This window comes from Pseudomonas sp. S3_E10 (assembly GCF_054667615.1).
In genome coordinates, this window is sequence record NZ_CP162743.1 from 1,326,670 (window position 1) to 1,353,459 (window position 26,790).

The 26,790-nt window shown below is 62.3% G+C and carries 22 protein-coding genes; 10 read left to right on the plus strand and 12 right to left on the minus strand.

Features of this window, described 5'->3' with window-relative positions:
• The first annotated feature begins 45 nt into the window (after window positions 1–45).
• Genes AB4N98_RS05900 through AB4N98_RS05910 form a run of 3 tightly spaced genes read left to right on the plus strand, consistent with a single transcriptional unit; the run spans window position 46 to window position 2,626 of the window.
• Window positions 46–372, plus strand: coding sequence for an ArsR/SmtB family transcription factor (locus AB4N98_RS05900; RefSeq protein WP_017530479.1), 327 nt, complete (start codon window positions 46–48; stop codon window positions 370–372).
• Between the two features lie 11 nt (window positions 373–383).
• Window positions 384–1,550, plus strand: a complete 1,167-nt coding sequence (locus tag AB4N98_RS05905; RefSeq protein ID WP_017530478.1) for an MFS transporter — start codon at window positions 384–386, stop codon at window positions 1,548–1,550.
• 26 nt (window positions 1,551–1,576) lie between these two features.
• Entirely contained in the window at window positions 1,577–2,626 is a 1,050-nt protein-coding gene (locus tag AB4N98_RS05910; protein WP_017530477.1) for an alkene reductase, read from the plus strand.
• 307 nt (window positions 2,627–2,933) lie between these two features.
• Here the strand turns inward: AB4N98_RS05910 and AB4N98_RS05915 are convergent, their stop codons facing one another.
• Complete coding sequence (locus AB4N98_RS05915) at window positions 2,934–3,566, minus strand: TetR family transcriptional regulator (protein WP_017530476.1); 633 nt, start codon at window positions 3,564–3,566, stop codon at window positions 2,934–2,936.
• A gap of 286 nt (window positions 3,567–3,852) precedes the next feature.
• On the opposite strand from AB4N98_RS05915, the gene AB4N98_RS05920 reads away from it, so the two are divergent.
• The 7 genes from AB4N98_RS05920 to AB4N98_RS05950 all read left to right on the plus strand — a co-directional run bounded on the left by AB4N98_RS05920 (window position 3,853) and on the right by AB4N98_RS05950 (window position 15,583).
• Window positions 3,853–4,995 (plus strand): efflux RND transporter periplasmic adaptor subunit, encoded by a 1,143-nt coding sequence (locus AB4N98_RS05920; protein ID WP_017530475.1) that lies wholly within the window; start codon window positions 3,853–3,855, stop codon window positions 4,993–4,995.
• A gap of 3 nt (window positions 4,996–4,998) precedes the next feature.
• Window positions 4,999–8,160 (plus strand): efflux RND transporter permease subunit, encoded by a 3,162-nt coding sequence (locus AB4N98_RS05925; protein WP_135196481.1) that lies wholly within the window; start codon window positions 4,999–5,001, stop codon window positions 8,158–8,160.
• Entirely contained in the window at window positions 8,157–9,614 is a 1,458-nt protein-coding gene (gene adeC, locus AB4N98_RS05930; RefSeq protein ID WP_017530473.1) for an AdeC/AdeK/OprM family multidrug efflux complex outer membrane factor, read from the plus strand. Before AB4N98_RS05925 ends, adeC begins: the two co-directional genes overlap by 4 nt.
• Window positions 9,615–9,884: 270 nt before the next feature.
• Window positions 9,885–11,582: a molecular chaperone HscC gene (locus tag AB4N98_RS05935; protein WP_017530472.1), complete on the plus strand. Its 1,698-nt coding sequence runs from the start codon at window positions 9,885–9,887 to the stop codon at window positions 11,580–11,582.
• Window positions 11,583–11,593: 11 nt separating this feature from the next.
• Window positions 11,594–13,207: a J domain-containing protein gene (locus AB4N98_RS05940; protein WP_460149307.1), complete on the plus strand. Its 1,614-nt coding sequence runs from the start codon at window positions 11,594–11,596 to the stop codon at window positions 13,205–13,207.
• A 141-nt stretch (window positions 13,208–13,348) separates the two neighbouring features.
• Window positions 13,349–14,599: an OprD family porin gene (locus AB4N98_RS05945; protein WP_017530470.1), complete on the plus strand. Its 1,251-nt coding sequence runs from the start codon at window positions 13,349–13,351 to the stop codon at window positions 14,597–14,599.
• A gap of 84 nt (window positions 14,600–14,683) precedes the next feature.
• On the plus strand, window positions 14,684–15,583 hold the full coding sequence (locus tag AB4N98_RS05950; RefSeq protein ID WP_017530469.1) for a polysaccharide deacetylase family protein: 900 nt from the start codon (window positions 14,684–14,686) through the stop codon (window positions 15,581–15,583).
• A 132-nt stretch (window positions 15,584–15,715) separates the two neighbouring features.
• Here AB4N98_RS05950 and pcaC read toward each other — a convergent pair whose 3' ends face one another.
• From pcaC to pcaR, 11 genes are all read right to left on the minus strand, one after another.
• On the minus strand, window positions 15,716–16,111 hold the full coding sequence (pcaC, locus tag AB4N98_RS05955; protein WP_003172401.1) for a 4-carboxymuconolactone decarboxylase: 396 nt from the start codon (window positions 16,109–16,111) through the stop codon (window positions 15,716–15,718).
• A gap of 10 nt (window positions 16,112–16,121) precedes the next feature.
• Window positions 16,122–16,913: a 3-oxoadipate enol-lactonase gene (gene pcaD / locus AB4N98_RS05960; RefSeq protein ID WP_017530468.1), complete on the minus strand. Its 792-nt coding sequence runs from the start codon at window positions 16,911–16,913 to the stop codon at window positions 16,122–16,124.
• 10 nt (window positions 16,914–16,923) lie between these two features.
• Complete coding sequence (locus tag AB4N98_RS05965) at window positions 16,924–18,288, minus strand: 3-carboxy-cis,cis-muconate cycloisomerase (RefSeq protein ID WP_017530467.1); 1,365 nt, start codon at window positions 18,286–18,288, stop codon at window positions 16,924–16,926.
• Between the two features lie 10 nt (window positions 18,289–18,298).
• Window positions 18,299–19,594, minus strand: coding sequence for an MFS family transporter (locus tag AB4N98_RS05970; protein ID WP_017530466.1), 1,296 nt, complete (start codon window positions 19,592–19,594; stop codon window positions 18,299–18,301).
• 137 nt (window positions 19,595–19,731) lie between these two features.
• Complete coding sequence (gene pcaG, locus AB4N98_RS05975) at window positions 19,732–20,298, minus strand: protocatechuate 3,4-dioxygenase subunit alpha (protein WP_017530465.1); 567 nt, start codon at window positions 20,296–20,298, stop codon at window positions 19,732–19,734.
• 1 nt (window position 20,299) lies between these two features.
• A complete protein-coding gene (pcaH, locus tag AB4N98_RS05980) occupies window positions 20,300–21,004 on the minus strand; it encodes a protocatechuate 3,4-dioxygenase subunit beta (protein ID WP_017530464.1) in 705 nt (234 codons plus the stop codon).
• A gap of 17 nt (window positions 21,005–21,021) precedes the next feature.
• Entirely contained in the window at window positions 21,022–22,224 is a 1,203-nt protein-coding gene (gene pcaF / locus AB4N98_RS05985) for a 3-oxoadipyl-CoA thiolase (RefSeq protein ID WP_175404187.1), read from the minus strand.
• Window positions 22,221–23,000: a CoA-transferase subunit beta gene (locus AB4N98_RS05990; RefSeq protein ID WP_460149309.1), complete on the minus strand. Its 780-nt coding sequence runs from the start codon at window positions 22,998–23,000 to the stop codon at window positions 22,221–22,223. The genes pcaF and AB4N98_RS05990 overlap by 4 nt, the downstream gene beginning before the upstream one ends.
• Complete coding sequence (locus AB4N98_RS05995; protein WP_460149310.1) at window positions 23,000–23,857, minus strand: CoA transferase subunit A; 858 nt, start codon at window positions 23,855–23,857, stop codon at window positions 23,000–23,002. Before AB4N98_RS05995 ends, AB4N98_RS05990 begins: the two co-directional genes overlap by 1 nt.
• Before the next feature lie 179 nt (window positions 23,858–24,036).
• Window positions 24,037–25,377, minus strand: a complete 1,341-nt coding sequence (locus AB4N98_RS06000; protein WP_116078308.1) for a 4-hydroxybenzoate transporter PcaK — start codon at window positions 25,375–25,377, stop codon at window positions 24,037–24,039.
• 146 nt (window positions 25,378–25,523) lie between these two features.
• Window positions 25,524–26,366 (minus strand): pca regulon transcriptional regulator PcaR, encoded by an 843-nt coding sequence (pcaR, locus tag AB4N98_RS06005; protein ID WP_017530459.1) that lies wholly within the window; start codon window positions 26,364–26,366, stop codon window positions 25,524–25,526.
• Window positions 26,367–26,790: the final 424 nt, after the last annotated feature.

The following is a 26,790-nucleotide window of genomic DNA, read 5'->3' on the forward strand; positions in this document are numbered from 1 at the left end:
GTTCGCCTCATCGCGATATAACGCTTTCCGAAACGAGCAACTGCCATGTCCATCGACCTCGACGAAATAATAAAAGCCCTGGCGCACCCAGTACGACGAGACATTCTCACCTGGCTCAAAGACCCGAAAGTGCAATTCCCCGAGCAACTGCACAACCACGAATACGGCATCTGCGCCGGGCAGATCGACCAACGCTGCGGCTTGTCCCAGTCGACGGTGTCGGCCCACCTGGCCACCTTGCAACGGGCGGGATTGATCAGCAGCCAGAAGGCCGGGCAGTGGCATTTTTTCCGGCGCAACGAGGAAACGATCCAAGCCTTCCTCGCGGCGCTTACCACTGAACTCAGCGCTGAATTCAGCGCGCCGCTGTAAAGGACACGAAAATGCCTCTCTCGCTGCTTATCCTGGCCTTGAGCGCCTTCGCTATCGGCACCACCGAATTCGTCATCATGGGCCTGCTGCCCGATGTTGCGGCGGACCTCGGCGTATCGATCCCCGGCGCCGGTTGGCTGGTCACCGGCTATGCCCTGGGCGTGGCCATCGGCGCACCGTTCATGGCGCTGGCCACCGCCAAGCTGCCGCGCAAGGCCGCACTGGTAGCGTTGATGGGTATTTTCATTATCGGCAACCTGCTCTGCGCCCTGGCCAGCGACTACAACGTGCTGATGTTTGCCCGGGTGGTCACCGCGCTGTGCCACGGCGCGTTCTTCGGCATCGGTTCGGTGGTGGCGGCTAACCTGGTGCCGGCCAACAAACGCGCATCGGCCGTGGCCTTGATGTTCACCGGCCTGACCCTGGCCAACGTGCTCGGCGTACCGCTGGGTACCGCGCTGGGCCAGGAAGCCGGCTGGCGCTCGACGTTCTGGGCGGTGACGGTGATTGGTGTGGTGGCGTTGATCGGCCTGATCCGTTTCCTGCCCGCCAAGCGTGACGAAGAGAAACTCAACATGCGCGCCGAACTGGCGGCCCTCAAGGGTGCCGGTATCTGGTTGTCGCTGAGCATGACCGCACTGTTCGCCGCCTCCATGTTCACCCTTTTCACCTATGTGGCACCGCTGCTCGGTGATGTCACCGGCGTGTCGCCCAAAGGCGTGACCTGGACGCTGCTGCTGATCGGCCTGGGCCTCACCGTGGGCAACATCATCGGCGGCAAGCTGGCGGACAAGCGCCTGGCGGCCACGTTGATCGGCGTGTTTATCAGCATGGCGGTGGTGTCCACGGCGTTGAGCTGGACCAGCGTCGCGGTGATCCCGACCGAAATCACTTTGTTCCTGTGGGCCACCGCCTCGTTCGCCGCCGTGCCCGCGTTGCAGATCAACGTGGTGACCTTCGGCAAGGCCGCACCGAACCTGGTGTCCACGTTGAACATCGGCGCCTTCAACATCGGCAACGCCCTCGGCGCCTGGGTTGGCGGCAGCGTGATCGCCCACGGCTTCGGCCTGGCCAGCGTGCCTTTGGCGGCGGCGGCGCTGGCGATCCTCGCCCTGCTGGTAACCCTGATTACTTTCCGTCAGAGCGGCAACGCCGACCTGGCCCCTGCGACCAACTGATCAACTCACTTGAAAGGTGTTATTTCATGACGACTATTTTCGATCCGATCACACTGGGCGACCTGCAACTGTCGAACCGCATCATCATGGCACCGCTGACCCGTTGCCGTGCCGATGAAGGCCGGGTGCCCAACGCGCTGATGGCCGAGTACTACGTGCAACGCGCCTCAGCCGGGCTGATCCTCAGCGAAGCCACGTCCGTGACGCCGCTGGGCGTGGGCTACCCGGACACGCCGGGCATCTGGTCCAACGACCAGGTACGCGGCTGGGCCAACGTGACCAAGGCCGTTCACGGCGCGGGCGGCAAGATTTTCCTGCAACTGTGGCACGTGGGCCGCATCTCCCATGAGTCGTACCTGAACGGCGAGACCCCGGTAGCCCCTAGCGCGATCCAGGCCAAAGGCCATGTCAGCCTGGTGCGCCCGCTGGCCGACTACCCGACGCCGCGCGCCCTGGAAACCGCGGAAATCGCCGAGATCGTCGACGCTTACCGCACCGGTGCCGAAAACGCCAAGGCGGCCGGCTTTGACGGCGTGGAAATCCACGGCGCCAACGGCTACCTGCTCGACCAGTTCCTGCAAAGCAGCACCAACCAGCGTACCGACAACTATGGCGGCTCCCTGGAAAACCGTGCACGCCTGTTGCTGGAAGTGACCGATGCGGCCATCGAAGTCTGGGGCGCCGGCCGTGTGGGCGTGCACCTGGCACCGCGTGCGGATGCTCACGACATGGGCGACGACAACCTGGCGCAAACCTTTACCTACGTCGCCAGCGAACTGGGCAAGCGCGGCATCGCGTTTATTTGCTCCCGCGAGAAAGAAGGCGCCGACAGCCTCGGCCCGCAACTGAAGAAAGCCTTCGGCGGCGTGTACATCGCCAATGAGCGCTTCACCAAGGACAGCGCCAATGCCTGGCTGGCCGAGGGTAAAGCGGACGCCGTAGCGTTCGGCGTGCCGTTCATTGCCAACCCGGACCTGCCTGCGCGCCTGAAGGCCGATGCGCCGCTCAACGAAGCGCATCCGGAAACCTTCTACGGCAAGGGCCCGGTGGGTTACATCGATTACCCGACGCTGTAATCACCTCAGACGCAAAACCAAATGTGGGAGGGGGCTTGCTCCCGATGGCGGCGGGTCAGTCACTGTATGTGTTGACTGATCCACTGCCATCGGGAGCAAGCCCCCTCCCACATTTTTGACTGTATGTTTCACCTTTGAAACATTGCTTCACATAGCGGCAACAATATCGCTACAAAATACTTAGGCGACTACCTATCAACCGCCTGCCAGCCCGTATATAAAGTCACCCCACCAATCAGGCAGAAGGACGATTGACTGTCCTTAGGCTTTACTGTTGACACAACCTGATGCAATTACGCATTTTGTCTCAATTGCGCAGGCTAGGGCTCAGGCGCAGCATGTCGAGCCCTGCATCCACCCAGCGTTCGGCTTCCTGATGTAACTGAAAGCTGTCGGGCACCAGCAACCACTGGCCAATCAACCCGTTGATGTAGGCATGGATGCAAACAGCGCCCCGGGTAGTGTCGAGGTTTTGCGGAAGCTGCCCGCGATGGACCGCGTTACGCAGTGTCAGGCCGATGCGCAAGTTGCATTCCAGGCTATGGGTTTGGCGCTGGCGGCGCATGTCGCACATTTCATCGGTGAATTCGCACTTATGAAACAAAATCTCGTTGATGCGCCGGGTTTTCGGGTCCAGGGCCACTTGATGAAACAGATGAATCAGCAGCTTGCGCATGCAGCCCAGTGGGTCGAGTTCATCCTCGCTTTCACTGGCCCTGGCCAATTCATCCAGCGGTTCATGCAACGTATCGAGCAGCGCCCGCAGCAGATCGGATTTATTGCTGAAGTGCCAGTAAATGGCGCCCCGCGTCACACCGGCCAACGCGGCGATGTCGGCCAACGTGGTGCGCGCGACGCCGCGCTCATAGAAGGCTTGCTCGGCGGCATCGAGAATCTGGCTGCGCGTTTCCTGAGCTTCCTCTTTGGTGCGACGAACCATGGCAGTAAAACCTCAATCAAGACACTTGAGACTATCGTTAACGCAACGTTAATAGACGCGGACGATCATCAAAATATTTGTGGGACGACACCGTCACGGGTGCCGAACGTAATGGAATCGAGGTTTCGGGCGTTGCTTTGTCAACAAAGCGCGAAACCTGTCAAGAGTTTACAAACAACCATGAACGTAAGTATATTGCGTAGCAAGCTACTTATCTACTCACCGTTTGTTTTTTACCCTTCCACACTGCTTGTGCGCACTCTGCGCGCCTGACCCGAGGATCTTCATGCAACTTAAGCCAGCTGTTACCGCTCTGGTCACTGCCGTCGCCCTGGCATCGCTGCTCAGCGGATGTAAAAAGGAAGAAGCGGCTCCGCCCGCTCAAACCCCTCAGGTCGGCGTGGTCACCATTCAACCGCAAGCCTATACCCTGACATCCGAGCTGCCTGGCCGCACCACCGCCTACCGCATCGCGGAAGTTCGCCCGCAGGTCAACGGCATCATTCTCAAGCGCCTGTTCAAGGAAGGCGCAGACGTGAAGGAAGGCCAGCAGCTCTATCAGATCGACCCGTCGGTGTACGACGCGACCCTGAAAAGCGCACAAGCCACCCTGACCCAGACCAAATCCATCACCGACCGCTACAAGCAGTTGGTCGATGAACAAGCCGTCAGCCGCCAGGAATACGACACCGCCGTCGCCAACCGCATGACCGCCGAAGCAAACGTTCAAACGGCCCAGATCAACGTGCGCTACACCAAAGTGTTCGCGCCGATCTCTGGGCGTATCGGCCGTTCTTCGGTGACCGAAGGCGCACTGGTCAGCAATGGCCAGGCCGATGCGATGGCCGTGATCCAGCAACTGGATCCGATCTACGTCGACGTCACGCAGTCGTCGGCTGAAATGCTCAAACTGCGCCGCGACCTGGAAAGCGGCCAGTTGGAAAAAGCCGGCGCCAATGCCGCCAAGGTCAAGCTGACCCTGGAAGACGGCAGCGACTACGGCCAGGAAGGCAAGCTGGAGTTCTCCGAAGTGTCGGTCGACCAGACCACCGGTTCCGTGACGCTGCGCGCCGTGTTCCCCAACCCTGACCACACCCTGTTGCCGGGCATGTTCGTACACGCCCAATTGCAAGCCGGTGTGAACAGCAAGGCCATCCTGGCGCCACAGCAAGGCGTGACCCGCGACATCAAGGGCATTCCGACGGCGCTGGTGGTGAACAAGGACAACAAGGTCGAGCAACGCACCCTGGTGGCCAACCGCACTGACGGCGCTTACTGGCTGGTGGAAAAAGGCCTGAACGCCGGTGACCGCGTGATCACCGAAGGCCTGCAATTCATCAAGCCGGGCATCGAAGTCCAGGTCAAGGACGCTGACAACGCCAAGCCCGCCGGTTCCGCTCCTGCTGCCGCTGCTGGCAAAGGGGAGTAACCCATGTCGAAATTTTTTATCGACCGTCCCATTTTTGCCTGGGTAATTGCCCTGGTGATCATGCTGGTCGGGACCCTGTCGATCCTGAAGTTGCCCATCAACCAGTACCCGGCCATCGCGCCGACCGCTATTGATATCCAGGTGACCTACCCAGGCGCGTCCGCACAAACCGTGCAGGACACCGTGGTGCAGGTCATCGAGCAACAGCTCAACGGTATCGACAACCTGCGTTATGTCGCCTCGGACAGTAACTCCGACGGCAGCATGACCATCACCGCGACGTTCAACCAGGGTACCAACCCGGACATCGCCCAGGTTCAGGTGCAGAACAAGCTGAACCTGGCGACCCCATTGCTGCCGCAAGAAGTGCAGCAGCAGGGTATCCGCGTGACCAAGTCGGTGAAGAACTTCCTGATGGTGATCGGTCTGGTGTCGGAAGACGGCAGCATGACCAAGGACGACCTCTCCAACTACATCGTGTCCAACATCCAGGACCCGATTTCCCGTACCGCGGGTGTCGGTGACTTCCAGGTGTTCGGTTCGCAGTACGCCATGCGTATCTGGCTGGACCCGGCCAAGCTGAACAACTACCAGTTGACCCCGGTCGACGTCAGCACCGCCATTTCCGCGCAGAACGTGCAAGTGGCCACTGGCCAATTGGGCGGCCTGCCCGCCCTGCCCGGTACCCAGCTGAACGCAACCATCATCGGCAAGACCCGCCTGCAAACCGCGGATGAGTTCGGCAAGATCCTGATGAAGGTCAACGCCGACGGCTCGCAGGTTCGCCTGCGTGACATCTCGCGTATCGAACTGGGCGGCCAGAACTACAGCATCAGTGCGCAGTTCAACGGCAAGCCGGCGTCGGGCATGGCGATCAAACTGGCCTCGGGCGCCAACGCCCTGGACACCGCCAAGGCCATCCGTGCCACCGTGGCGTCCCTGGAGCCGTTCTTCCCGCCAGGCATGAAGGCAGTGGTGCCGTATGACACCACGCCAGTGGTAACCGAATCGATCTCCGGCGTGGTGCACACCCTGGTCGAAGCGATCGTGCTGGTGTTCCTGGTGATGTTCCTGTTCCTGCAGAACTTCCGCGCCACCATCATCACCACCATGACCGTACCGGTGGTATTGCTGGGTACCTTCGGGATCCTGGCGGCGTTCGGTTTCACCATCAACACCCTGACCATGTTCGGCATGATCCTGGCCATCGGCTTGCTGGTGGACGATGCCATCGTGGTGGTAGAGAACGTTGAGCGGGTGATGGCCGAGGAGCATCTGTCGCCCAAAGAAGCGACGGTCAAGTCCATGGGCCAGATCCAGGGCGCCCTGGTGGGTATCGCCCTGGTACTGTCGGCGGTATTGCTGCCGATGGCGTTCTTCGGCGGTTCCACCGGTGTGATCTACAAACAGTTCTCCATCACCATCGTTTCGGCCATGGCGCTGTCGGTACTGGTTGCGCTGATCTTCACCCCGGCCCTGTGCGCCACCATGCTCAAGCCGATCGACCCCGAGAAGCACGGCCAACCCAAGCGTGGTTTCTTCGGCTGGTTCAACCGCACCTTCGACCGTGGCGTTATCAGCTACGAGCGCGGCGTGGGCAACATGATCAAGCACAAGTACCCGGCGTTCTTCGTGTACCTGATCATCTTCGTCGGCATGATCTGGCTGTTCACCCGCATTCCAAGCGCGTTCCTGCCCGAGGAAGACCAGGGTGTGATCTTCGCCCAGGTACAGACCCCGGTCGGCTCTTCCGCTGAACGTACGCAAAAAGTCATCGACGACATGCGGGCTTTCCTGCTCAACGACAAGGAAGGCGAGCCCGGCGAAGGCAAGGCCGTGAAATCGGTCTTTACCGTCAACGGTTTCAACTTCGCTGGCCGTGGCCAAAGCTCGGGCCTCGCGTTCGTGATGCTCAAGCCATGGGATGAACGCGATGCTTCGCAGTCGGTATTCGAAGTGGCCAAGCGTGCCCAGGGTTACTTCTTCGGGGCCTTCAAGGACGCCATGGTTTTCGCCATCGTGCCGCCTTCGGTCCTGGAGTTGGGTAACGCCACCGGTTTCGACGTGTTCCTGCAAGACCAGGGCGGTGTCGGCCACGAAAAGCTGATGCAAGCGCGCAACCAGTTCCTCGGCATGGCCGCCCAGAGCAAGATCCTGGCCGGTGTGCGCCCCAACGGCGTGAACGATGAGCCGCAGTACGAACTCACCGTCGACGACGAGAAGGCCAGCGCCCAAGGCATTACGCTGTCGAGCATCAACCAGACCCTGGCGATTGCCCTGGGTGGCAGCTACGTCAACGACTTCATCGACCGTGGTCGTGTGAAGAAGGTGTACGTGCAGGGCGACGCCGCCAGCCGGATGTCCCCGGAAGACCTGAACAAGTGGTTCGTACGCAGCGACTCCGGGAAGATGGTGCCCCTGTCGGCCATTTCTTCGGGCAAGTGGATCTACGGCTCGCCCAAGCTCTCGCGCTACAACGGTGTTGCGGCAATGGAAATCCTCGGTACGCCGGCACCGGGCTACAGTACCGGTGATGCCATGGCCGAAGTCGAACGCATCGCCAAGCAATTGCCGGCGGGCGTAGGCTATGCCTGGACGGGCCTGTCGTACGAAGAACGGCTGTCCGGCTCGCAGGCACCGGCGTTGTACGCCCTGTCGCTACTGGTGGTGTTCCTCTGCCTCGCGGCGTTGTACGAAAGCTGGTCGATCCCGATCGCGGTGGTACTGGTAGTGCCGTTGGGTGTGGTGGGTGCGTTGATCGCAACCAGCCTGCGCGGCCTGTCCAACGACGTGTTCTTCCAGGTCGGCTTGTTGGTGACGGTGGGCCTGGCGGCGAAAAACGCCATCCTGATCGTCGAGTTCGCCAAAGAGCTGCATGAACAAGGCAAAGGCATTGTCGAATCGGCCATCGAAGCATCCCGTATGCGTCTGCGCCCGATCATCATGACCTCCATGGCATTCGTGCTCGGCGTGTTGCCGCTGGCGATCTCCTCGGGCGCCGGCTCCGGCAGCCAGCACGCGATCGGTACCGGTGTGATCGGCGGTATGATCACGGCCACGGTCCTGGCGATCTTCTGGGTGCCATTGTTCTTTGCAACCGTGTCCGCCGCAGGCGAACGCAAACAGACTGAACCCAAGCAAACTCCTAAAGAGGCTGGCCAATGAGCAAGTCGCTACTTTCCTTAGCCGTCACGGCATTCGTGCTCAGTGGCTGCTCGCTTATACCTGACTACCAGCGCCCCGACGCGCCGGTGGCGGCACAGTTCCCGCAGGGCCCGGCGTATTCGTCGGCCCAGGCGCCGAACCAGGCCGCTGCCGAGCAGGGCTGGAAGCAGTTTTTCCATGACCCCGCGCTGCAACAGCTGATCCAGACCGCGCTGGTGAACAACCGCGACCTGCGTGTCGCGGCCCTGAACATCGACGCCTATGCCGCGCAGTACCAGATCCAGCGCGCCGACCTGTTCCCGGCCGTCTCGGCCACGGGCAACGGCAGTCGTTCGCGTACGCCGGCCAAGCTGTCGCAGTCCGGTCAGGCGACCATCGCCAGCCAGTACTCGGCGGGCCTGGGGATCAGTTCCTATGAGCTGGACCTGTTCGGCCGCGTGCGCAGCCTGAGTGAAGAAGCACTGCAAAAATACTTCGCCACTGAAGAAGCGCGGCGCAGCACCCAGATCAGCCTGGTGGCCAGCGTGGCCAACGCCTATCTGACCTGGCAGGCCGACAAGGAACTGCTCAAGCTCACCCAGGACACCCTGGGCGCGTATGAGCAGAGCTTCAAGCTCACCTCGCGCAGCAACGAAGTCGGCGTGGCTTCGGCCCTCGACCTCAGCCAGGCGCGCACCTCGGTGGAAAACGCCCGGGTAGCCCTGGCGCGCTATACCCGCCAGGTGGCCCAGGACGAAAACAGCCTGACCCTGCTGCTGGGCACTGGCCTGCCGGCCAATATCGCCAGCAAGCCGCTGTCGGATGACCTGCTCAGTGAAGTCCCGGCCGGGTTGCCATCGGACCTGTTGCAACGTCGCCCCGACATCGTGCAGGCCGAGTACAACCTCAAGGCGGCCAACGCCAACATCGGCGCGGCCCGTGCCGCGTTCTTTCCGAGCATCAGCCTGACGGCCAGCGCCGGTACCGCCAGCCCGACACTGGGCGGCCTGTTCAAGGGCGGTTCGGGTACCTGGTCGTTCGCGCCACAGATCAACATCCCGATCTTCAACGCCGGTAGCCTGCGCGCCAGCCTGGACTACTCGAAGATCCAGAAAGAGATCAACGTGGCCAACTACGAGAAGGCCATCCAGACGGGCTTTCAGGAAGTGTCCGACGGCCTCGCCGCGCGTGAGACCTACAAGCAGCAACTGGACGCCCAGCGCGGCTTCGTCGCGGCCAACCAGGACTACTACCGCCTGGCCGAGCGCCGCTACCGCATTGGTGTCGACAGCAACCTGACCTTCCTTGATGCCCAGCGCCAACTGTTCAGTGCCCAGCAATCGCTGATCACCGACCGCCTGGCGCAGCTGACCGCCGAGGTCAACCTGTACAAGGCCCTCGGTGGCGGCTGGAACGAGCAGACCGCGAAGAACGAGCCGTTGAAAGAAGAAGCACCGGCGCTGAAGTTGTTCTGATCGTGCTGCTGTAAACAAAAAAACCGCCTCCTCACCAGGAGGCGGTTTTTTTATGCCATTTTTTACACCATCGATTAAATGTGGGGGCTTGCTCCCGATGGCGGTCTGTCAGTCAGCTCATCTGCAGCTGACCCACTGCCAGCGGGAGCAAGCCCCCTCCCACATGGAATTGCATCAAGCCGCCCTAAACCTGCCGCCTTGCTTTTCCGCCAACCTTTCAGGGTAAAATTAGTTACTGATTCTTACAGACCACAGAGGGAGCTTGTCGTAATGATCGTAGGAATCGACCTGGGGACCACCAACAGTCTCGCCGCTGTCTGGCGGGGTGACGCCGCCGAATTGGTGCCTAACGCCCTTGGCCATCTGCTCACGCCAAGCGTAGTCGGGCTGGATGATCAAGGCCGTGTGCTGGTCGGCCAGGCCGCCAAAGAGCGCCTGCATACCCACCCGCACCTGACCACTTCGCTGTTCAAGCGCTACATGGGCAGTGCCACCGAAGTACGCCTGGGCGACCGCTCGTTCCGCCCCGAAGAACTCTCGGCATTGGTGCTCAAAAGCCTCAAGGAAGACATCGAGCGCACCTACGGCCATACGGTCACCGAAGCCGTGATCAGCGTGCCCGCCTACTTCAGCGACGGCCAACGCAAAGCCACGCGCATCGCCGGTGAGCTGGCCGGGCTCAACGTTGAAAAACTGATCAACGAGCCCACCGCCGCCGCCCTGGCCTACGGCCTGCACCAGCGTGACAAAGAGACATCATTCCTGGTCTTCGACCTCGGCGGCGGCACCTTTGACGTGTCGATCATCGAGCTGTTCGACGGCGTGATGGAAGTACGCGCCAGCGCCGGCGACAACTTCCTCGGTGGCGAAGACTTCGACACCCTGCTGCTGGAGCACTTCGTCGACAGCCAACGCAACGCCGCCGACTTCCCACCCACCAGCAGCGTGCTGCACGCCCTGCGCCGGGAGGCCGAGCGCGTGCGCAAAGCCCTGGGCCAGGACGACAGCGCCGAATTCGCACTGCGTGTCGACGGCCAGCAGTGGGTCAAGACCATCACCCAGCAAGAGCTGGCCAAACTCTACACGCCGCTGCTGGAGCGCCTGCGCGCGCCGATCGAACGCGCCCTGCGCGATGCGCGGATTCGCGTCGGCGACCTCGATGAAATATTGCTGGTAGGCGGCACCACGCGCATGCCGCTGGTGCGCAAACTCGCCGCGGGATTGTTCGGCCGCTTCCCTTCCATCAGCCTCGACCCGGACCAGGTGGTCGCCCACGGCGCCGCGATCCAGGCCGCGCTCAAGGCGCGTTCCGCTGCCCTGGAAGAAGTAGTGCTGACCGACGTGTGCCCCTACACCCTGGGCATCGAAACCTCAAACCAGTACGGCGGCCATATCGAAAGCGGCCACTACCTGCCGTTGATCGAACGCAACAGCAGCGTGCCGGTGAGCCGGGTCAAGAGCGTGGTCACCCTGTACGACGACCAGACCCGCGTGCTGCTCAAGATCTATCAGGGCGAAAGCCGCCTGGTCAAAGACAACATCGAACTGGGCCAACTGGACATCAGCGTGCCCAAGCGCAAGGCCGGTGAGGTCTCGCTGGACGTGCGCTTCACCTACGACAACAACGGCCTGTTGGAAGCCCAGGTGAATATCCCGCTGACCGGCGAGCAACACTCATTGGTGATCGAGAACAACCCTGGCGTGCTCAGCCCGCAGGAGATCCAGCAACGCCTGCAAGCCCTGGCGCAGTTGAAGGTTCACCCGCGCGACCAGCAGGTCAACACCGTGCTTACCGCGCGCCTTGAGCGGCTCTATCAGGAAAACCTCGGCGAACTGCGCGAGCAACTCGGCCACTGGGCGGCGCAGTTCCAGCAAGTGCTCGATACCCAGGACGAACGCCGCATCCGCGAGGCCCGCAGCGAACTGACCCGTCAACTCGAGCAGTTGGACAACGGCTTCTGGCGCTGAGGGAGGACCCGATGGAGTGTTGGAACGTACTGCAACTGCCCGAAGATGCCGACGAGCGCACCATCAAGCGCAGCTATGCGCGGCTGCTCAAAAGCTGCCGTCCGGACGACGACGCCGCAGGCTTCCAGCGCCTGCGCGAAGCCTACGAGCAAGCCTTGAGCGAGGCACGCTGGCGAGCTGACCGCGAGCCACAAGAACGCGTCGAAGTGCCGGTGGTCGAACCGACCTATGCCAACCTCAACGATTTGGCCGAGCTGATGGACATCCGGCCCCTGCAACCGGCCCCCTACGAAGCCCCGGCGCCGGACCCGGCCCACGCCCTGCTCAGCGGCCTCACCACACACAACCTCGACGCGCGCTGGGCCCAGGCCCAGCAACAGCACTGCACCGAGGCCTTCCAGGCCGGCCTGCTGCGCCATTGCTTCGATACGCCCGGCGAGCGCAGCGCCATCGCCCAGTGGGCGGTGCAACACCTGGACTGGCTGACGCCGTGGCAACAGATCGCCATGACCCCCTGGCAGCACGAAGCGCTGACCGGCGAGCTGTTGCAAGACTACCGCCGCACCTTGCAGGAATTGCTGGAGCAAAAGGCCGAGCGCGAGTTCATCAGCCAGCTCACTCACTACAACAACCAAGCGTGGCTGCGGGTGTTCGACCTGCAACAACAATGGCAACGCATCATTTTGCAACTGCTCCACGATACCCAGTGGAGCGTGCCGCTGTTCGAGCGCGTGTGCCAGGCCTTCGCCTGGGACGACCAGAAAGGCGTGTACCCGGAGCCGGCGTGGATGTGGCGCGAACTGGTGGGGCGCTGCGAACAGGAAAGCTTCTACGCCCACTTGCAGGACAAGGCCCAGGACACGCGACGCACCTCTGCCGACGCCATGGCCGCACGCTTGCTGCTGACGCCCATGACGGCCACTCAGCAAAACAACATGATCGATGGGTTTGGCGAGAACGAGTGGAATGCCTGCCAGCACCTGGCCCAGACCCTGACCTGGCGCTACCCGCAACTGGTTGAACGCTTGCCTCAGGCCGATGTGTTTTTCTGGCGCAAGTTCGTGCCGCGGCCGATCTACACCCAGGTGTTTATCCGACTGTGGGCAATCCTCGCCCTCGCCATCGGCCTGAACATTGCCCACGACACCCCGGGCAAGCTGGACCTGATGTCGGTGGTTCTGTTCATGCTGATGTCATTCGTGCCGGCCCTTGTGGCCTTCCGCGTCACTCAGTTCTGGGCGGTCATGAGCTCGGTGTATCGGGTGCCGGACGTCTGGCTGAGCCAGTACCTGATTCCCAAACGACTCAACCCCAACGACTATTGGCTGGTGATTCGTCACGGCGTTCCCCAGGCGATCATGCTGATCGCCTGTGCCTTGATGCTCGGCGTACTCGGCGCCGTGACCTATGCCGGCGCGCTGCTGATCAACCTGCTGCACACGAAACGCATCGGCCAGATGAGCCAGAAACTCAGCGAAGGTTACCCCTGGCTGAACGGCCTGCACTGGGCATTCTGGAGCCCGCTGCAAGCGGTGTTCGTGGCGGTGATGGTGGCGCTGATCATCGCCGCCCAGCATTACTTGCCGGCGATCCCCTGGACCCACCTCACCCCGCCCAAACCCTGACCGCCACGGCCGGGCCTCAGCGCCCGGCAACTTGCGTTCGATCATCGCCCACAACCCGCCCTCCCCCAATTGAACCGCCCCCGCACCGCCACGCACCATGGCCGCCACCTGCATAACCCCAATAACAACAGGTCCACCGCCATGAGCACGTTCCGCCCTCGCCAGCTGTTGCTGGCCACCGCTGTCGCCAGTGTTGCCTTGCCTGTCTTCGCCCAAGAACAGGGTTTTCTCGAAGACGCCAGCGCCAACCTCAACCTGCGCAACTTCTTCATCAACCGTAACTTCACCAACCCCACCAAGAGCCAGGGCGGCGCACAGGAGTGGACCCAGAGTTTCATCCTCGACGCCAAGTCCGGCTTTACCCAGGGCACAGTAGGTTTTGGCGTGGACGTGTTGGGCCTGTACTCGCTCAAGCTCGATGGCGGTCGCGGCACGGGTGGCACCCAGCTGCTGCCGCTGGACCATGACGGCCGCCCGGCGGATGAGTTCGGCCGTCTTGGCGTAGCGTTCAAAGCGCGCATGTCAAAGACCGAAGTGAAGGTCGGCGAATGGATGCCGGTGCTGCCGATACTGCGCGCGGACGATGGGCGCTCGTTGCCGCAGACCTTGCGCGGCGGGCAGATCACGTCAAAGGAAATCGACGGCCTGACCCTCTATGGTGGCCAGTTCCGCGCCAACAGCCCGCGTGACGACAGCAGCATGAACGACCTGTCGATGACCGGTAAAACCGCATTCACCTCCGACCGTTTCAACTTCCAGGGCGGCGAATACACGTTCAACGACAAACGCACCCAGGTTGGCCTGTGGAATGCCCAGCTCAAGGACATCTACCGCCAGCAGTTCATCAACCTGATCCACAGCCAGCCCCTCGGTGCCTGGACCCTGGGCGCCAACCTCGGCTTCTTCTATGGCGAGGACGACGGCAGCGCCCGCGCCGGCAAGCTGGACAACAAGACCTGGTCCGGTCTGCTCTCGGCCAAATACGGCGGTAACACCTTCTATGTGGGCCTGCAAAAACTCACCGGCGACAGTGCCTGGATGCGCGTCAACGGCACCAGCGGCGGCACCCTGGCCAACGACAGCTACAACGCCAGCTACGACAATGCCCAGGAAAAATCCTGGCAAGTGCGCCACGATTACAACTTCGCCGCCCTCGGCGTGCCGGGCCTGACGCTGATGAACCGCTACATCAGCGGCAGCAACGTGCACACCGGCACGATTACCGACGGCAAGGAATGGGGCCGTGAAAGCGAATTGGGCTACACCGTGCAAAGCGGCAGCCTGAAGAACCTGACGGTACGTCTGCGCAATTCCAGCATGCGCCGCGACTACAGCAACAACGAGTTCGATGAAAACCGGTTGATCGTCAGTTACCCGATAAGTCTGCTGTAAACCCGCGCGGCACTTACTGTATCGTGCGCGCCTGCCGCTGCTGATCCACACAGCAGCGGCCTCTTATTCGAGCCTGCGCCCACCATGAAATCCTTTGCCATCGCATCCGCCGTGCTTGCCCTGGCCATGAGCCTCAGTGGCTGCATTGGCGCGCCCATCGCCTTGACGCCACAGACCGCGCAACGCCTGCAAGCCCAGGCGCCGATCCGGTTTTTGCTGACCTTCGATGACGGCCCCAGTGCGTCGGGCTACAACAACCCGAGCCGTTCGGTGGTGGCCGACCTGGCCGACAACCCGGTATTGCCGGGTATCAAGGCCGTGTTCTTCCTGCAGACCGAAGCAACCCGTTCCGGCGGCAGTTCACGGGGCCGCAAGACCATGGAACGGGAGTACGCCGGCGGCCATGTCCTGGCGTTCCACACGGCTACCGCGTTTCATACCAACCACCGCTGGCTGAACAACGCCGAGCTGGAAAGCACCCTCACCCAGGGCGCCGCAGACATTGCCGCCATCACCGGCGCGCCGCCGGTGCTGGTGCGCCCGCCCTTCTGGAACTATGACCGCCGCACCTTCGCCGCCTATCAGCGCCACGGCATGCAGGTGTTGCTGACCGACCTGAGCGCCAACGACGGCAAGATCTGGGGCTTCAACGCCAGCCCGCGTCGCCGCGCCAACCTGTATCGGCAACTGTCGGTGGTGCGCGAGCGCATTGCCCTGGGTGAATTGCCGACGGTGGACGGCGTGATACCGGTGGTGGTGACCTTCCACGACATCAACCGCTACACCGCACGGCATATGCAGGAATACCTGCAAATCCTGATGGACAGCGCCCGCGTCAATGGCATGAAGACGGCTGCCGAGCCGTTCTACACCGACCATGGCGCCCTGGAACGCGCGGCGCTGGCGCGGACGGTGAAGGATGTGAGCGAGCCAGTGCATCTGCCGGGGGTATGGAACTGGGTGTGGGATGGCGATTCCCACTGAAATCTACAGTCCTTGTGAAGAACACACATGTGGGAGGGGGCTTGCTCCCGATAGCGGAGTATCAGTCAGTACATATATCGACTGACACACCGCTATCGGGAGCAAGCCCCCTCCCACTTTTTCTACCGTATTTCAGTCCTGGCGGGACTCCACGCCAAGCTCATCCCACACCGACTCCGCCAGATGGAAAGTGGCATTCGCCGCCGGGATCCCGCAGTAGATCGCGCTCTGCATCAGCACCTCCTTGATCTCGGCCCGGGTCACGCCATTGCTGGCGGCGGCGCGCAGGTGCAGCTTGAGTTCTTCGGCGCGGTTCATGCCGATCAACATGGCGATGGTGATCAGGCTGCGGGTGTGCCGCGGCAGGCCCGGGCGGGTCCAGATATCACCCCAGGCGTGGCGGGTGATCATTTCCTGGAACTCGCTGTTGAACTCGGTCAGGGCATTGAGGCTGCGGTCGACGTGGGCATCGCCCAACACTTCGCGGCGCACCTGCAGGCCTTCGGCATAACGTTGTTTCTCGTCCACAAAATGCTCCTTAGCGGGCCAGCAGAAATTCAATCACCCGGTCGCTGAACGCAGCACCGGCCTGGACATTGGACAGATGCGCCGCATAGAACTCGGCATACTCCGCGCCCCGCACATGGCTCTGGATAAAGTGGCCACCGGCCGGCGGTGTAACGGCGTCTTCAGTGCCGGCAATCACCAGGGTCGGCGCCTGGATTGCCGCCAGTTGCTCACGGAAATCGGCATCCCGCACGGCGGCGCAATTGGCCGCATAGCCTGGCGGCGACGTGGCCGCCAGCATGTCGGTGATCTGCTTGGCCTGGTGCGGGTTGGCCGCGGCAAAATCGGCGGTGAACCAGCGCGCGATGGACGCATCACGCAGCGCAACCATGGCCGCCGCGCCGTCGCGCAGTACCATTTCGATGCGTGGGTTCCAGATGTCCGGCGTGCCGATTTTGGCGGCGGTGTTACACACCACCAGGCGCTCCAAGCGCTCGCCGGCGTTGATCCCCAGCCATTGGCCGATCAAGCCGCCCATCGACAACCCGCAAAAATGCGCGCGTTGAATGCCCAGCGCATCCAACAAAGCAAGCACGTCGCGCCCCAACTGCTCGATGCTGTAGGGCCCTTCGGTGACCAGGGATTTGCCATGGCCACGGGTGTCGAACCGCAACACGCGAAAATGCTCGGTAAAGGCCGGGATCTGGATATCCCACATATGCAGGTCGGTGCCCAGGGAGTTGGAGAGCACCAACACCGGTGCGTCGACGGGCCCGTCGAGTTGGTAATGCAGTTCGCCGTCGGCGAGTTGTACATAGGCCACAGTGGCCTCCTCAGGCAGTCAATTGAAAGTGTTCGGTTACTGCGCGAGTGACCCAGGTGCGCGCCTGGCCCAGGTAGTGGGCCGGGTCGAGCAGGCGGTCCAGCTCGGCGGCTGACAGCTGGGCGGTGACCTGCGGTTCATCCGCCAGCACCGCGCGCAGGTGGCGACCCTCTGCGACGGCACGTTTGCAGCACTGCTCAAGCAAATGGTGCGCGGTTTCGCGGCCCAGGCGTTGGGCCAGCACGATGCTCACCGCTTCGGCCAATACCAGGCCTTGGGTCAGGTCAAGGTTCTGCCGCATGCGCTCGGGGTCGACTTCCAACCCTTCGCTTATCAGCAGCGCCTGTTGCAGGGCGCCGGATACCAGCCGGCAAATCTGCGGCAAGGTTTCCCATTCGGCGTGCCACAGGCCCAGGCTGCGTTCGTGCTCCTGGGGCATGGCGCTGAGCATCGTCGAGACCAACCCCGGCACGCAGGTAGCCGCGCTGATCAGCACGGCGGCGCCCACCGGGTTGCGCTTGTGGGGCATGGTCGAGGAGCCGCCTTTGCCCGGCGCCGACGGTTCAAACACTTCCGCCGCTTCGGTTTGCATCAACAGGCTGATATCCCTGCCCAGCTTGCCGAGGCTACCGGCGATCAAGCCCAGCACGCCGGCGAACTCCACCAGGCGATCACGCTGGGTGTGCCAAGGTTGTTCGGGCAAGGTCAGTTGCAATTGCGCCGCCAACGCTTCGGCCACCGGCAGGGCTTGGTCGCCGAGCGCGGCCAAGGTGCCGGACGCGCCGCCGAACTGCAGCACCAGCAAGCGCGGCTTCAACTCGACAAGACGTTGCCGGTTGCGGCTGACCGCCCCCAGCCAACCGGCGATTTTCATGCCCAGGGTCACCGGCGTTGCATGCTGCAACCAGGTACGCCCGGCCAATGGCACATCGGCGTAACGCTGCGCCTGGTCAGCGAGAACCGCGCCCAGCCGAGCCAGGTCGGTTTCGATCAGTTCCACGGCGCGGCGCAGTTGCAGCACCAGGCCGGTGTCCATCACGTCCTGGCTGGTCGCGCCCAGATGCACATAACGCTCGGCGCCGGCGTCTTCAGCGGCAATCAATTTGCCCAACGCCTTGACCAACGGAATCGCCGAATTCCCCGCCGTGGCAATCGCCGCGCCCAAGGCATCGACGTCATACAGCGACGCCAGGCACGCCTGGGCAATCGGCGCCACGGCGGCCTGGGGGATCAACCCGACCTGGGCCTGTGCGCGAGCCAGGCCGGCCTCGACATCCAGCATGCCCTGCAAGCGGCCCTGGTCGCAGAACACTTCGGCCATGCTGTCGGCCGTGAAGTAAGCGTCGAACAATTGGTTGCTCGTGCGCAGCGTCATAACGTATCCCTTACAAATCGTGGTGCAGGTACGCCGCCTGCTTGGGCAAGCGCAAACTGAACAGGAAGGCCACGGCCATCATCGCAGTGACGTACCAGTAAAAGGTGTTTTCCATGCCCATGGATTTCAACCCCAGGGCGACGAACTCCGCCGAACCGCCAAAGATCGCGTTGGCCACCGCATACGCCAGGCCGACGCCGAGGGCACGGACCTGGGGAGGAAACATTTCCGCTTTCACCAGGCCGCTGATCGAGGTGTAGAAGCTGACGATGGCCAGCGCCAAGGTGATCAGCGCGAACGCCAGGAACGGGCTGCTCACGGTTTTGAGGGTCAGCAGGATCGGCACGGTGAACAACGTCCCCAGGCCTGCGAACCACAACATCGAATTACGTCGGCCGATCTTGTCCGCCAGCATGCCGAATACCGGCTGCATGCACATATAGAGGAACAATGCGCCGGTCATGATGTAGCTGGAGGTCTTGGCGTGCATGCCCACGGTGTTCACCAGGTACTTCTGCATGTACGTGGTAAAGGTGTAGAAAATCAGCGAACCACCGGCGGTGTAGCCCAGCACCGTGATAAACGCCGCCTTGTGGTCGCGAAACAGCGCAGCGACGCTGCCGGCGTCCTTGTCTTCGCGCATTTCCTTGCTGGTGGTTTCTTTCAGGGTACGCCGCAGCAACAGTGAGATAACCGCCGCAATCGCGCCGATCACAAACGGAACGCGCCAGCCCCAGGCACGCAGCTCTTGCTCGGTGAGGATCTGCTGCAGGATCACCACCACCAGCACGGCCAGCAACTGGCCGCCGATCAGCGTCACGTATTGAAAGGACGCAAAGAACCCGCGCTGGCCCTTGAGCGCGACTTCACTCATATACGTGGCGGTGGTGCCGTACTCGCCGCCCACGGACAAGCCCTGGAACAGGCGCGCTACCAGCAGCAGGATCGGCGCCCACACGCCAATGTCGTTGTAGGTGGGCAAAAACGCGATGACCAACGAGCCGGCGCACATCATCAGCACCGAAATCATCATCGAGTTTTTGCGCCCGTGTTTATCGGCTACGCGACCAAACAGCCAGCCGCCGATGGGGCGCATAAGGAACCCGGCGGCGAATACACCGGCGGTGTTGACCAACTGGACGGTGGGGTTGTCCGACGGAAAAAACGCCGGGGCAAAGTAGATGGCGCAGAAGGCATAGACGTAGAAGTCGAACCATTCGACCAAGTTACCGGAGGACGCACCAACAATCGCAAAGATCCGTTTGCTGCGTTCTTCTCCGGTGTAATGACTGGTTTCTGTGGTCATGGCGTTTTCACTCAGTGGGAACGGTTATAGCCTAGACATACTTTGCAACAACCATGTTCCGCAAGCAGACATTTGGGTAGGTGCCTTCTGAAGCGGCCCTATCGGGGGCTTGCCCCCGATAGGGCCTGACAAGCGACTCAATAATCGAAGAACACCGTTTCCTTATCGGTCCCCTGCAGGATCACATTCCACTGATATACCCCCGCCCCATCCGGCTGGGCAATCAAGGTGCCCCGCCGCTCTGCCGGCACACAGGCCAGCAACGGGTCATCGCCATTCAACGCTTCCCCGTCGAAGTAAATCCGCGTGAGCAGGTGCTTGACCAAGCCACGCGCAAACACCAGCACCACCAAATGCGGCGCCTGGGTCGTGCCTTGAAGGCCCGGCACGCTGCCCGGCTTGATCGTGGTAAACCGGAAGCGCCCTTCGGCGTCCACCGGCACGCGGCCAAAGCCTTCGAAGTTCGGGTCGACGGCTTTGTCCTGCTCGTCCTCGGGGTGGTCGTATTTGCCGGCGGCATTGGCCTGCCAGACTTCGAGCATGGCGTCGTTGACCGCATCACCGTTGCCGTCCACCACTTGCCCACTGATCGCCACGCGCTCACCGAGGGTGGCGGCGCTGGTCAGGTCTTCGCGGTTCAGCCAGGTCAGGCCGATGTGGTAATACGGCCCTACGGTATGGGACGTGGTTGCGTAAAGACTCATCTCATTTCTCCATCGGCGTGGCGTCGCGGCCGCGCAGGACGATGTCCCAGCGGTAGCCGAGGGCATAGGAAGGAATGGTTTTCTCCAGGTCGAAACGCGCGATCAGGCGTTCCTTGGCGCTGGTATCAGGCACACAGTTGTAGATCGGGTCGTATTCCAGCAACGGGTCGCCGGGGAAATACATCTGCGTCACCAGGCGCGTCAGCACGCTGGGGCCGAACAGTGAAAAGTGGATGTGCGCCGGGCGCCACGCGTTGTGGTGGTTGCCCCACGGGTAGGCGCCGGGCTTGATGGTCTGGAACTGATACCAGCCGTCGGCGTCGGTGACAGTGCGCCCGGTGCCGGTGAAGTTCGGGTCCAGCGGCGCGTTATGCAAGTCGCGTTTATGGTTGTAGCGTCCGGCGGCGTTGGCCTGCCAGATCTCCACCAGAATGCCCGGCACCGGCAGGCCGTTTTCATCCAGCACCCGGCCGTGGATGATGATGCGCTCGCCCTGAGGCTCGCCTTCATGCTGGGCGGTAAGGTCGTTGTCCTGCGCATTGATCCGCTCGGCGCCGATGGTCGGGCCGGTGATTTCCGACAGGGAATGGGGCAAAAACACCAAGGGCTGAGACGGCGAACGCAGGTTCGTCGACTGGTAGGCCGGGTGCAGGTAATCAGGTTGGGTGCCCGCTTGCGGGCGCCGGTAACCGGGCTTGTCACTCATGGAGCAATCCTCTCTTATTAGACGCGTTCAATCGCCAGGGCCAGGCCTTGGCCGACGCCCACACACATGGTCGCCAGGCCTTTGCGGCCGCCGGTTTTTTCCAACTGATGCAGGGCCGTCAGTACCAGCCGCGCTCCGCTCATGCCCAACGGGTGGCCAAGGGCGATGGCGCCACCGTTCGGGTTGACCTGCGGCGCGTCGTCGGCGATGCCCAGCTCACGCAGCACCGCCAGGCCTTGGCTGGCGAAGGCTTCGTTGAGCTCGATCACGTCAAAATCGGTGACGGCCAGGCCCAGGCGCTCGACCAACTTGCGCACTGCCGGCACCGGGCCAATGCCCATCACGCGCGGTGCGACACCGGCGCTGGCCATGCCCAATACCCTGGCGCGGGCGGTAAGGCCATGTTTTTTGACCGCTTCGGCCGAGGCCAGAATCAGCGCGGCGGCGCCATCATTGACACCCGACGCGTTGCCGGCGGTGACGGTCTTGTCCGGGCCGTTGACCGGCTTGAGTTTGGCCAGGGCGTCGAGGGTGGTGTCACGCGGATGCTCATCGCGCTCCACCACGGTTTCGCCTTTTTTATGCGCAACCCGCACCGGCACGATTTCTTCGGCAAAGTAGCCGGCGGCCTGCGCGGCAGCGGTACGTTGCTGGCTACGCAGGGCGAAAGCGTCCTGGTCGGCGCGCGACACGTTGTAATCGTCGGCCACGTTATCGGCGGTCTGCGGCATCGCATCCACGCCGTACTGGGCTTTCATCAACGGGTTGATAAAGCGCCAGCCGATGGTGGTGTCCTCCAGCTTCATGGTGCGCGAGAACGCCGCGTCGGCCTTGCCCATCACGAACGGCGCACGGGACATCGACTCGACGCCGCCGGCAATCGCCAGCTCCATCTCGCCGCTGGCGATGGCACGGAAGGCAGTACCGATGGCGTCCATGCCTGAGGCGCACAAACGATTGAGGGTCACGCCCGGAATACTCTCCGGCAGGCCCGCGAGCAACAGCGCCATGCGGGCGACGTTGCGGTTGTCTTCGCCGGCCTGGTTGGCGCAGCCGAGGAATACCTCGTCCACCGCCGTCCAATCCACCGACGGGTTGCGCTCCATCAGCGCCTTGATCGGCAGGGCGGCCAGGTCGTCGGCACGCACCGTGGCCAGCCCCCCGCCGAAACGGCCGATGGGGGTGCGGATGGCATCACAGATAAATACGTCGCGCATCAGGCTTCTCCTGGCGCTTGGCCATGGGCGGCGGCGGTGCGCGCTTCGAGGTCACGCAGGGCCGTGAGTTCTAGCTCGGTGGGTTCGGCGGTGGTATCAACCTGGTCGGCAAACCGAATCGCCCAACCGGTGGCCGCCACGACTTGTTCGCGGGTCACGCTCGGGTGCAGCGCGGTGACCACAAACTCATGGGTGCCCTCCTCCGGCTCCATGATGCACAGGTCGGTAATAATCCCGACAGGACCGGCTCCCGGCAGGCCCAGGCGCTTGCGTGAATCGCCGCCTTCGCCGTGGCCTACGGAGGTAATGAAATCCAGCTTGTCGACAAACGAACGCGAAGACTGCTTGAGTATGATCAGTACGCTCTTGGCCGAGCCGGCGATCTCGGGCGCGCCACCGGCACCCGGCAGGCGCACTTTGGGCCGGTGATAGTCACCGACCACGGTGGTGTTGATGTTGCCGAAACGATCAACCTGGGCCGCGCCGAGAAACCCCACGTCAATGCGCCCGCCCTGCAGCCAGTAGCGAAAAATCTCACCGGTCGGTACCACGGTGTCGGCGGTTTCCGCCAACTCGCCGTCACCGATGGACAGCGGCAGCACCGAGGGCTTGGCGCCAATCGGGCCGGACTCGTAGATCAGCACCACATCGGGCGACGACGTCAGGCGCGCCAGGTTGGCCGCTTTCGACGGCAAGCCGATGCCGACAAAGCACACCGAACCGTTCTTGAGGCGGCGCGCGGCGGCGACGGTCATCATTTCATTGGTCGAGTAAGCCATTAGTTGGCCTCCTGCGCGGTGGCCAGTTTGGCCTGGAATTCACTGAAGTCGGCAGTGCCGTGGATGTATTCGTCAATCCATGCGGTAAAGGTCTCACGGTCACGGGCGATCGGGTCCCACGCTTGGTAGAAGCGGTTATCGCGCTCGTTGTAGCCATGGGCATAGGACGGATGCGCGCCCCCCGGTACGTGGCACACCGCAGTCAGGGCCCAAGTCGGCAACACACAACTGTTCATCGGTGCGTTGAGGTCGTCGACGATTTCTTCCACGGTGACGATGCAACGCTTGGCCGCCAGGGCCGCTTCCTTCTGCACACCGAGGATGCCCCAGAGCAGCACGTTGCCCTTGCGGTCGGCCTTCTGTGCATGGATCACGGTGATGTCCGGGCGTACCGACGGCACCGCTGCCAGCACTTCGCCGGTAAATGGGCAGGTCACGCTTTTGATCAGCGGGTTGACCTTGGGCAGGTCGGAACCGGCGTAGGCCCGCAGCACCGCGAACGGCAGGCCGGACGCGCCGGCGACGTAGGCGTTGGCCAGGTCGGCATGGCTGTGTTCTTCGATCTCCAGCGGCAGCGGCCATTGCTTTTCAACCGCGTCACGCAGCCGGTGCAGGGACCCCACGCCGGGGTTGCCGCCCCAGGAAAAAATCAACTTGCGTGCACAACCGGCGCCAATCAACTGGTCGTAGATCAAGTCAGGCGTCATACGCACCAACGTCAGGTCTTTCTTGCCCTGACGAATGATTTCATGGCCTGCGGCCGTAGGGATCAGGTGGGTAAAGCCTTCGAGGGCAACGGTATCGCCGTCGTTCACGAAGCGCTTGACCGCATCACGCAGGGTGAGAATTTCAGCCATGGGGTTGGGCTCCCGGTGTTGATCGAAAAAGGCGCGCAGGCGGCGCCGAAGTGACTGCAGATTAAGCCGGGCAAATGGGCCAAACAATCCGATAATCGACTAACCGTTCGATTATCGAACCGATTGTTATCAAGCTACTCACTTGTGCGAACTCGCCCCACACTTGCTGGCGTCAGGCTTCAGGTAGCGTCGGCGTGGCTGACCATGCCTTTGATAACGACCGCTGCGGTGGCCAACGCGGCCGGGATCACCAAGGCGGTAAGCACCTGTTCGAAATTCCAGCCCAGGCCGAGCAAGGTGGCGCCCATCCACGCACCGAGAATGGCGCCGAAGCGGCCGATGCCGAGCATCCACGACACGCCCGTGGCGCGGCCCTGGGTCGGGTAGAAACGCGCAGCCAGGGATGGCATCGCCGATTGCGCACCGTTGACGCACATCCCGGCGATCAACACCAAAGTGGCCAAGAGCGTGATATTGCCCAGGCTCTGCCCTACCGCGTAGGCAAACACCCCGGCCAGCAGGTAGAAAGTGCCGATCACCTTGTGAGGGTTGAAACGGTCCATCGCCCAGCCGACGCCGACAGCGCTCAGCACGCCACCAAACTGGAACAACGCGCCGATAAACGCGGCCTGCTCCATGCTGGCGCCGCTGTCACGCATCAGGGTCGGCAGCCAACTGGTCAGCAGGTAAACAATCACCAGGCCCATAAAGTAGGTGAGCCACAGCAACAAGGTGCCGGCGCTGTAGGTGCCGGCGAAAATCACCGCCAGCACATTGCGGGCCTTTACGGTTTTTTGCTCGGGCACGCTGAAATGGGTGGCTTGACCCACGATATGGGGCTCGATGGGTGACAGTGTTTTGCGCACCTTGTCTGCGCCGCGATTGCGCACCACCAGGTAACGCGCCGATTCCGGCAACCACACCAGCAGCACCACGGCCAGGATCAACGGCAGGATGCCACCGATCAGCAACAGGCTGTGCCAGCCGAACGCTGGTATCAGCTTGGCCGAGATAAACCCACCACCGGCCATGCCCAGGTTGAACCCGCAGAACATGCTGGTTACCAGCAGCGACTTATGGCGTTCAGGGGTGTATTCGGACAGCAGCGTGGTGGCGTTGGGCATCCCCGCCCCCAGGCCCAGCCCGGTCAGGAAGCGCAGCACCAGCAGTTGATCGACGTTGCTGCTGTAGGCCGACGCCAGGCTGAACGCGCCAAACACCAGCACCGCGCCCACCAGCACCACCTTGCGGCCGAAGCGGTCGGCCAGCGGGCCGGAACCCAGCGCGCCAAACACCATGCCGATCAACGCGGCGCTCATCACCGGCCCGAGGCTGGCGCGGTCGATGCCCCAATCCTGAGACAGCGCAGGCGCGATAAAGCCCATGGCGGCGGTGTCGAGGCCATCGAGGAACACAATCAGGAAACACAGAATCACCACGCGCCACTGATAGCGTGACAGTGGCTGGGCGTTGATAAAGGACTGTACGTCCAGGGTGGAACCGACAGAAGGCTGATTCATTATTTTTATTCCACACCGATGGCGGGCCGACCACCTGGGGTCGTCATTATTATTGGGGGCACTGGCAAGAGCGCTGCCGCACATTAATAAGCCTGGGGAAACACCGTCAATTGATCACGCCGGGATCTGTGCGGTCACCGAACACCTTAGGCAAACAGCTGCGCGCTCAACTCACGGCTGGCACTGAGCATGCTCGGCAGGAAGCGCTGTTCCAGCTCGCTGCGGCTGACCCGTCCGGCGTGGGTGCTGACATTGAGCGCCGCCAGCACTTGGCCCGACGCGTCATACACCGGTACGGCAATCGAACGCAGGCCCTGTTCCAGTTCCTGGTCGACGATACACCAGCCCTGCTGACGCACTTGTTGCAGGCACTCGAACAGCGCTTCGGGGGTGGTCAGGGTGCGGCTGGTCTTGGTGGGCAGATCGGCGTGGTCGAGGTAGTCCTGCAGTGACGCGTCATCCAGCGCCGCGAGCAGGATGCGCCCCATGGAGGTGCAATAGGCCGGCAACCGCCCTCCCACTGACAGGTCGACCGAAATCAGGCGCTGGGTCGTGGCCGAACGAGCGATGTAGAGAATGTCATCACCTTCGAGGGTGGCCATGTTGCAGGCTTCGTGAAGCTGCTCGCTCATGCGGTCCAGATAAGGTTGCGCCGACACCGCCAGCGGCGTGGACGACAGGTAGGCATGGCCCAGGGTCAGGACCTTGGGCAACAGCGAATAGGTACGCCCGTCGGTGGTGGCGTAGCCGAGTTTGATCAGGGTGTGCAGGCAACGGCGTACGGCGGCGCGTGGGATTTCGGTGCGATGGCTGATCTGGGCGATGGTCAGGTGGCGCTTGCGTTCTTGAAAAGCCTGCACCACGGCCAGGCCACGGGCCAGGGAAGTCATAAAGTCCGGATCACCCGTGAAAGCCTGGATGCGCTTGGCTGGCGATGCAACGATCGGCGGCGCCACTGACGCGAAAGAGTTGCGCAATTGATCGTTCATGTGGGGGTCCTATTCTCTTATTGTCAACCACTGGAGGGATGGGGCTGCTATTACAAGCCGCGTCGGCCGCGATGCACAAGGCAGCGCCAAGAACATTGGGCGATTATCGGACGATCCGGCGATTATCGCAATTTGGCTGCCGCCCATGGGCTACGAGCGAGAAAACCGCGTAAACCCACCGCAGCGTTAAGGAGAAGTTGTTAACTCTGACCACTTTATACAATCTACGACGCCAGAACGCCTGCAAACTACCCACGCGTTGGTGTAATAAAACGCTCATACAACGTTGACGCTTTTTAACTTTATGCCGATAGTGTTATTCAAATGCGCCGCTATAATGCACCCTGTGCGCGGGTCACCCTTTATCGGGGCCCACGTTCGCCAGGCCATGCACATGCAGTGCATCGGCGGTTGCAACTACCCG

Bases quoted from the DNA above. Each gene is read 5' to 3' on its own strand.
- AB4N98_RS05920 (WP_017530475.1), top strand. From the start codon at position 3,853: ATGCAACTTAAGCCAGCTGTTACCGCTCTGGTCACTGCCGTCGCCCTG.
- AB4N98_RS05925 (WP_135196481.1), top strand. From the start codon at position 4,999: ATGTCGAAATTTTTTATCGACCGTCCCATTTTTGCCTGGGTAATTGCC.
- AB4N98_RS05915 (WP_017530476.1), bottom strand. From the start codon at position 3,566: ATGGTTCGTCGCACCAAAGAGGAAGCTCAGGAAACGCGCAGCCAGATT.
- AB4N98_RS05965 (WP_017530467.1), bottom strand. From the start codon at position 18,288: ATGACGCTGCGCACGAGCAACCAATTGTTCGACGCTTACTTCACGGCC.
- AB4N98_RS05935 (WP_017530472.1), top strand. From the start codon at position 9,885: ATGATCGTAGGAATCGACCTGGGGACCACCAACAGTCTCGCCGCTGTC.
- AB4N98_RS05995 (WP_460149310.1), bottom strand. From the start codon at position 23,857: ATGGCTGAAATTCTCACCCTGCGTGATGCGGTCAAGCGCTTCGTGAAC.
- AB4N98_RS05950 (WP_017530469.1), top strand. From the start codon at position 14,684: ATGAAATCCTTTGCCATCGCATCCGCCGTGCTTGCCCTGGCCATGAGC.
- AB4N98_RS05945 (WP_017530470.1), top strand. From the start codon at position 13,349: ATGAGCACGTTCCGCCCTCGCCAGCTGTTGCTGGCCACCGCTGTCGCC.
- AB4N98_RS05905 (WP_017530478.1), top strand. From the start codon at position 384: ATGCCTCTCTCGCTGCTTATCCTGGCCTTGAGCGCCTTCGCTATCGGC.
- AB4N98_RS05990 (WP_460149309.1), bottom strand. From the start codon at position 23,000: ATGGCTTACTCGACCAATGAAATGATGACCGTCGCCGCCGCGCGCCGC.
- pcaH (WP_017530464.1), bottom strand. From the start codon at position 21,004: ATGAGTGACAAGCCCGGTTACCGGCGCCCGCAAGCGGGCACCCAACCT.
- pcaG (WP_017530465.1), bottom strand. From the start codon at position 20,298: ATGAGTCTTTACGCAACCACGTCCCATACCGTAGGGCCGTATTACCAC.
- AB4N98_RS06000 (WP_116078308.1), bottom strand. From the start codon at position 25,377: ATGAATCAGCCTTCTGTCGGTTCCACCCTGGACGTACAGTCCTTTATC.
- pcaR (WP_017530459.1), bottom strand. From the start codon at position 26,366: ATGAACGATCAATTGCGCAACTCTTTCGCGTCAGTGGCGCCGCCGATC.
- AB4N98_RS05910 (WP_017530477.1), top strand. From the start codon at position 1,577: ATGACGACTATTTTCGATCCGATCACACTGGGCGACCTGCAACTGTCG.
- AB4N98_RS05900 (WP_017530479.1), top strand. From the start codon at position 46: ATGTCCATCGACCTCGACGAAATAATAAAAGCCCTGGCGCACCCAGTA.
- AB4N98_RS05940 (WP_460149307.1), top strand. From the start codon at position 11,594: ATGGAGTGTTGGAACGTACTGCAACTGCCCGAAGATGCCGACGAGCGC.
- AB4N98_RS05970 (WP_017530466.1), bottom strand. From the start codon at position 19,594: ATGACCACAGAAACCAGTCATTACACCGGAGAAGAACGCAGCAAACGG.
- adeC (WP_017530473.1), top strand. From the start codon at position 8,157: ATGAGCAAGTCGCTACTTTCCTTAGCCGTCACGGCATTCGTGCTCAGT.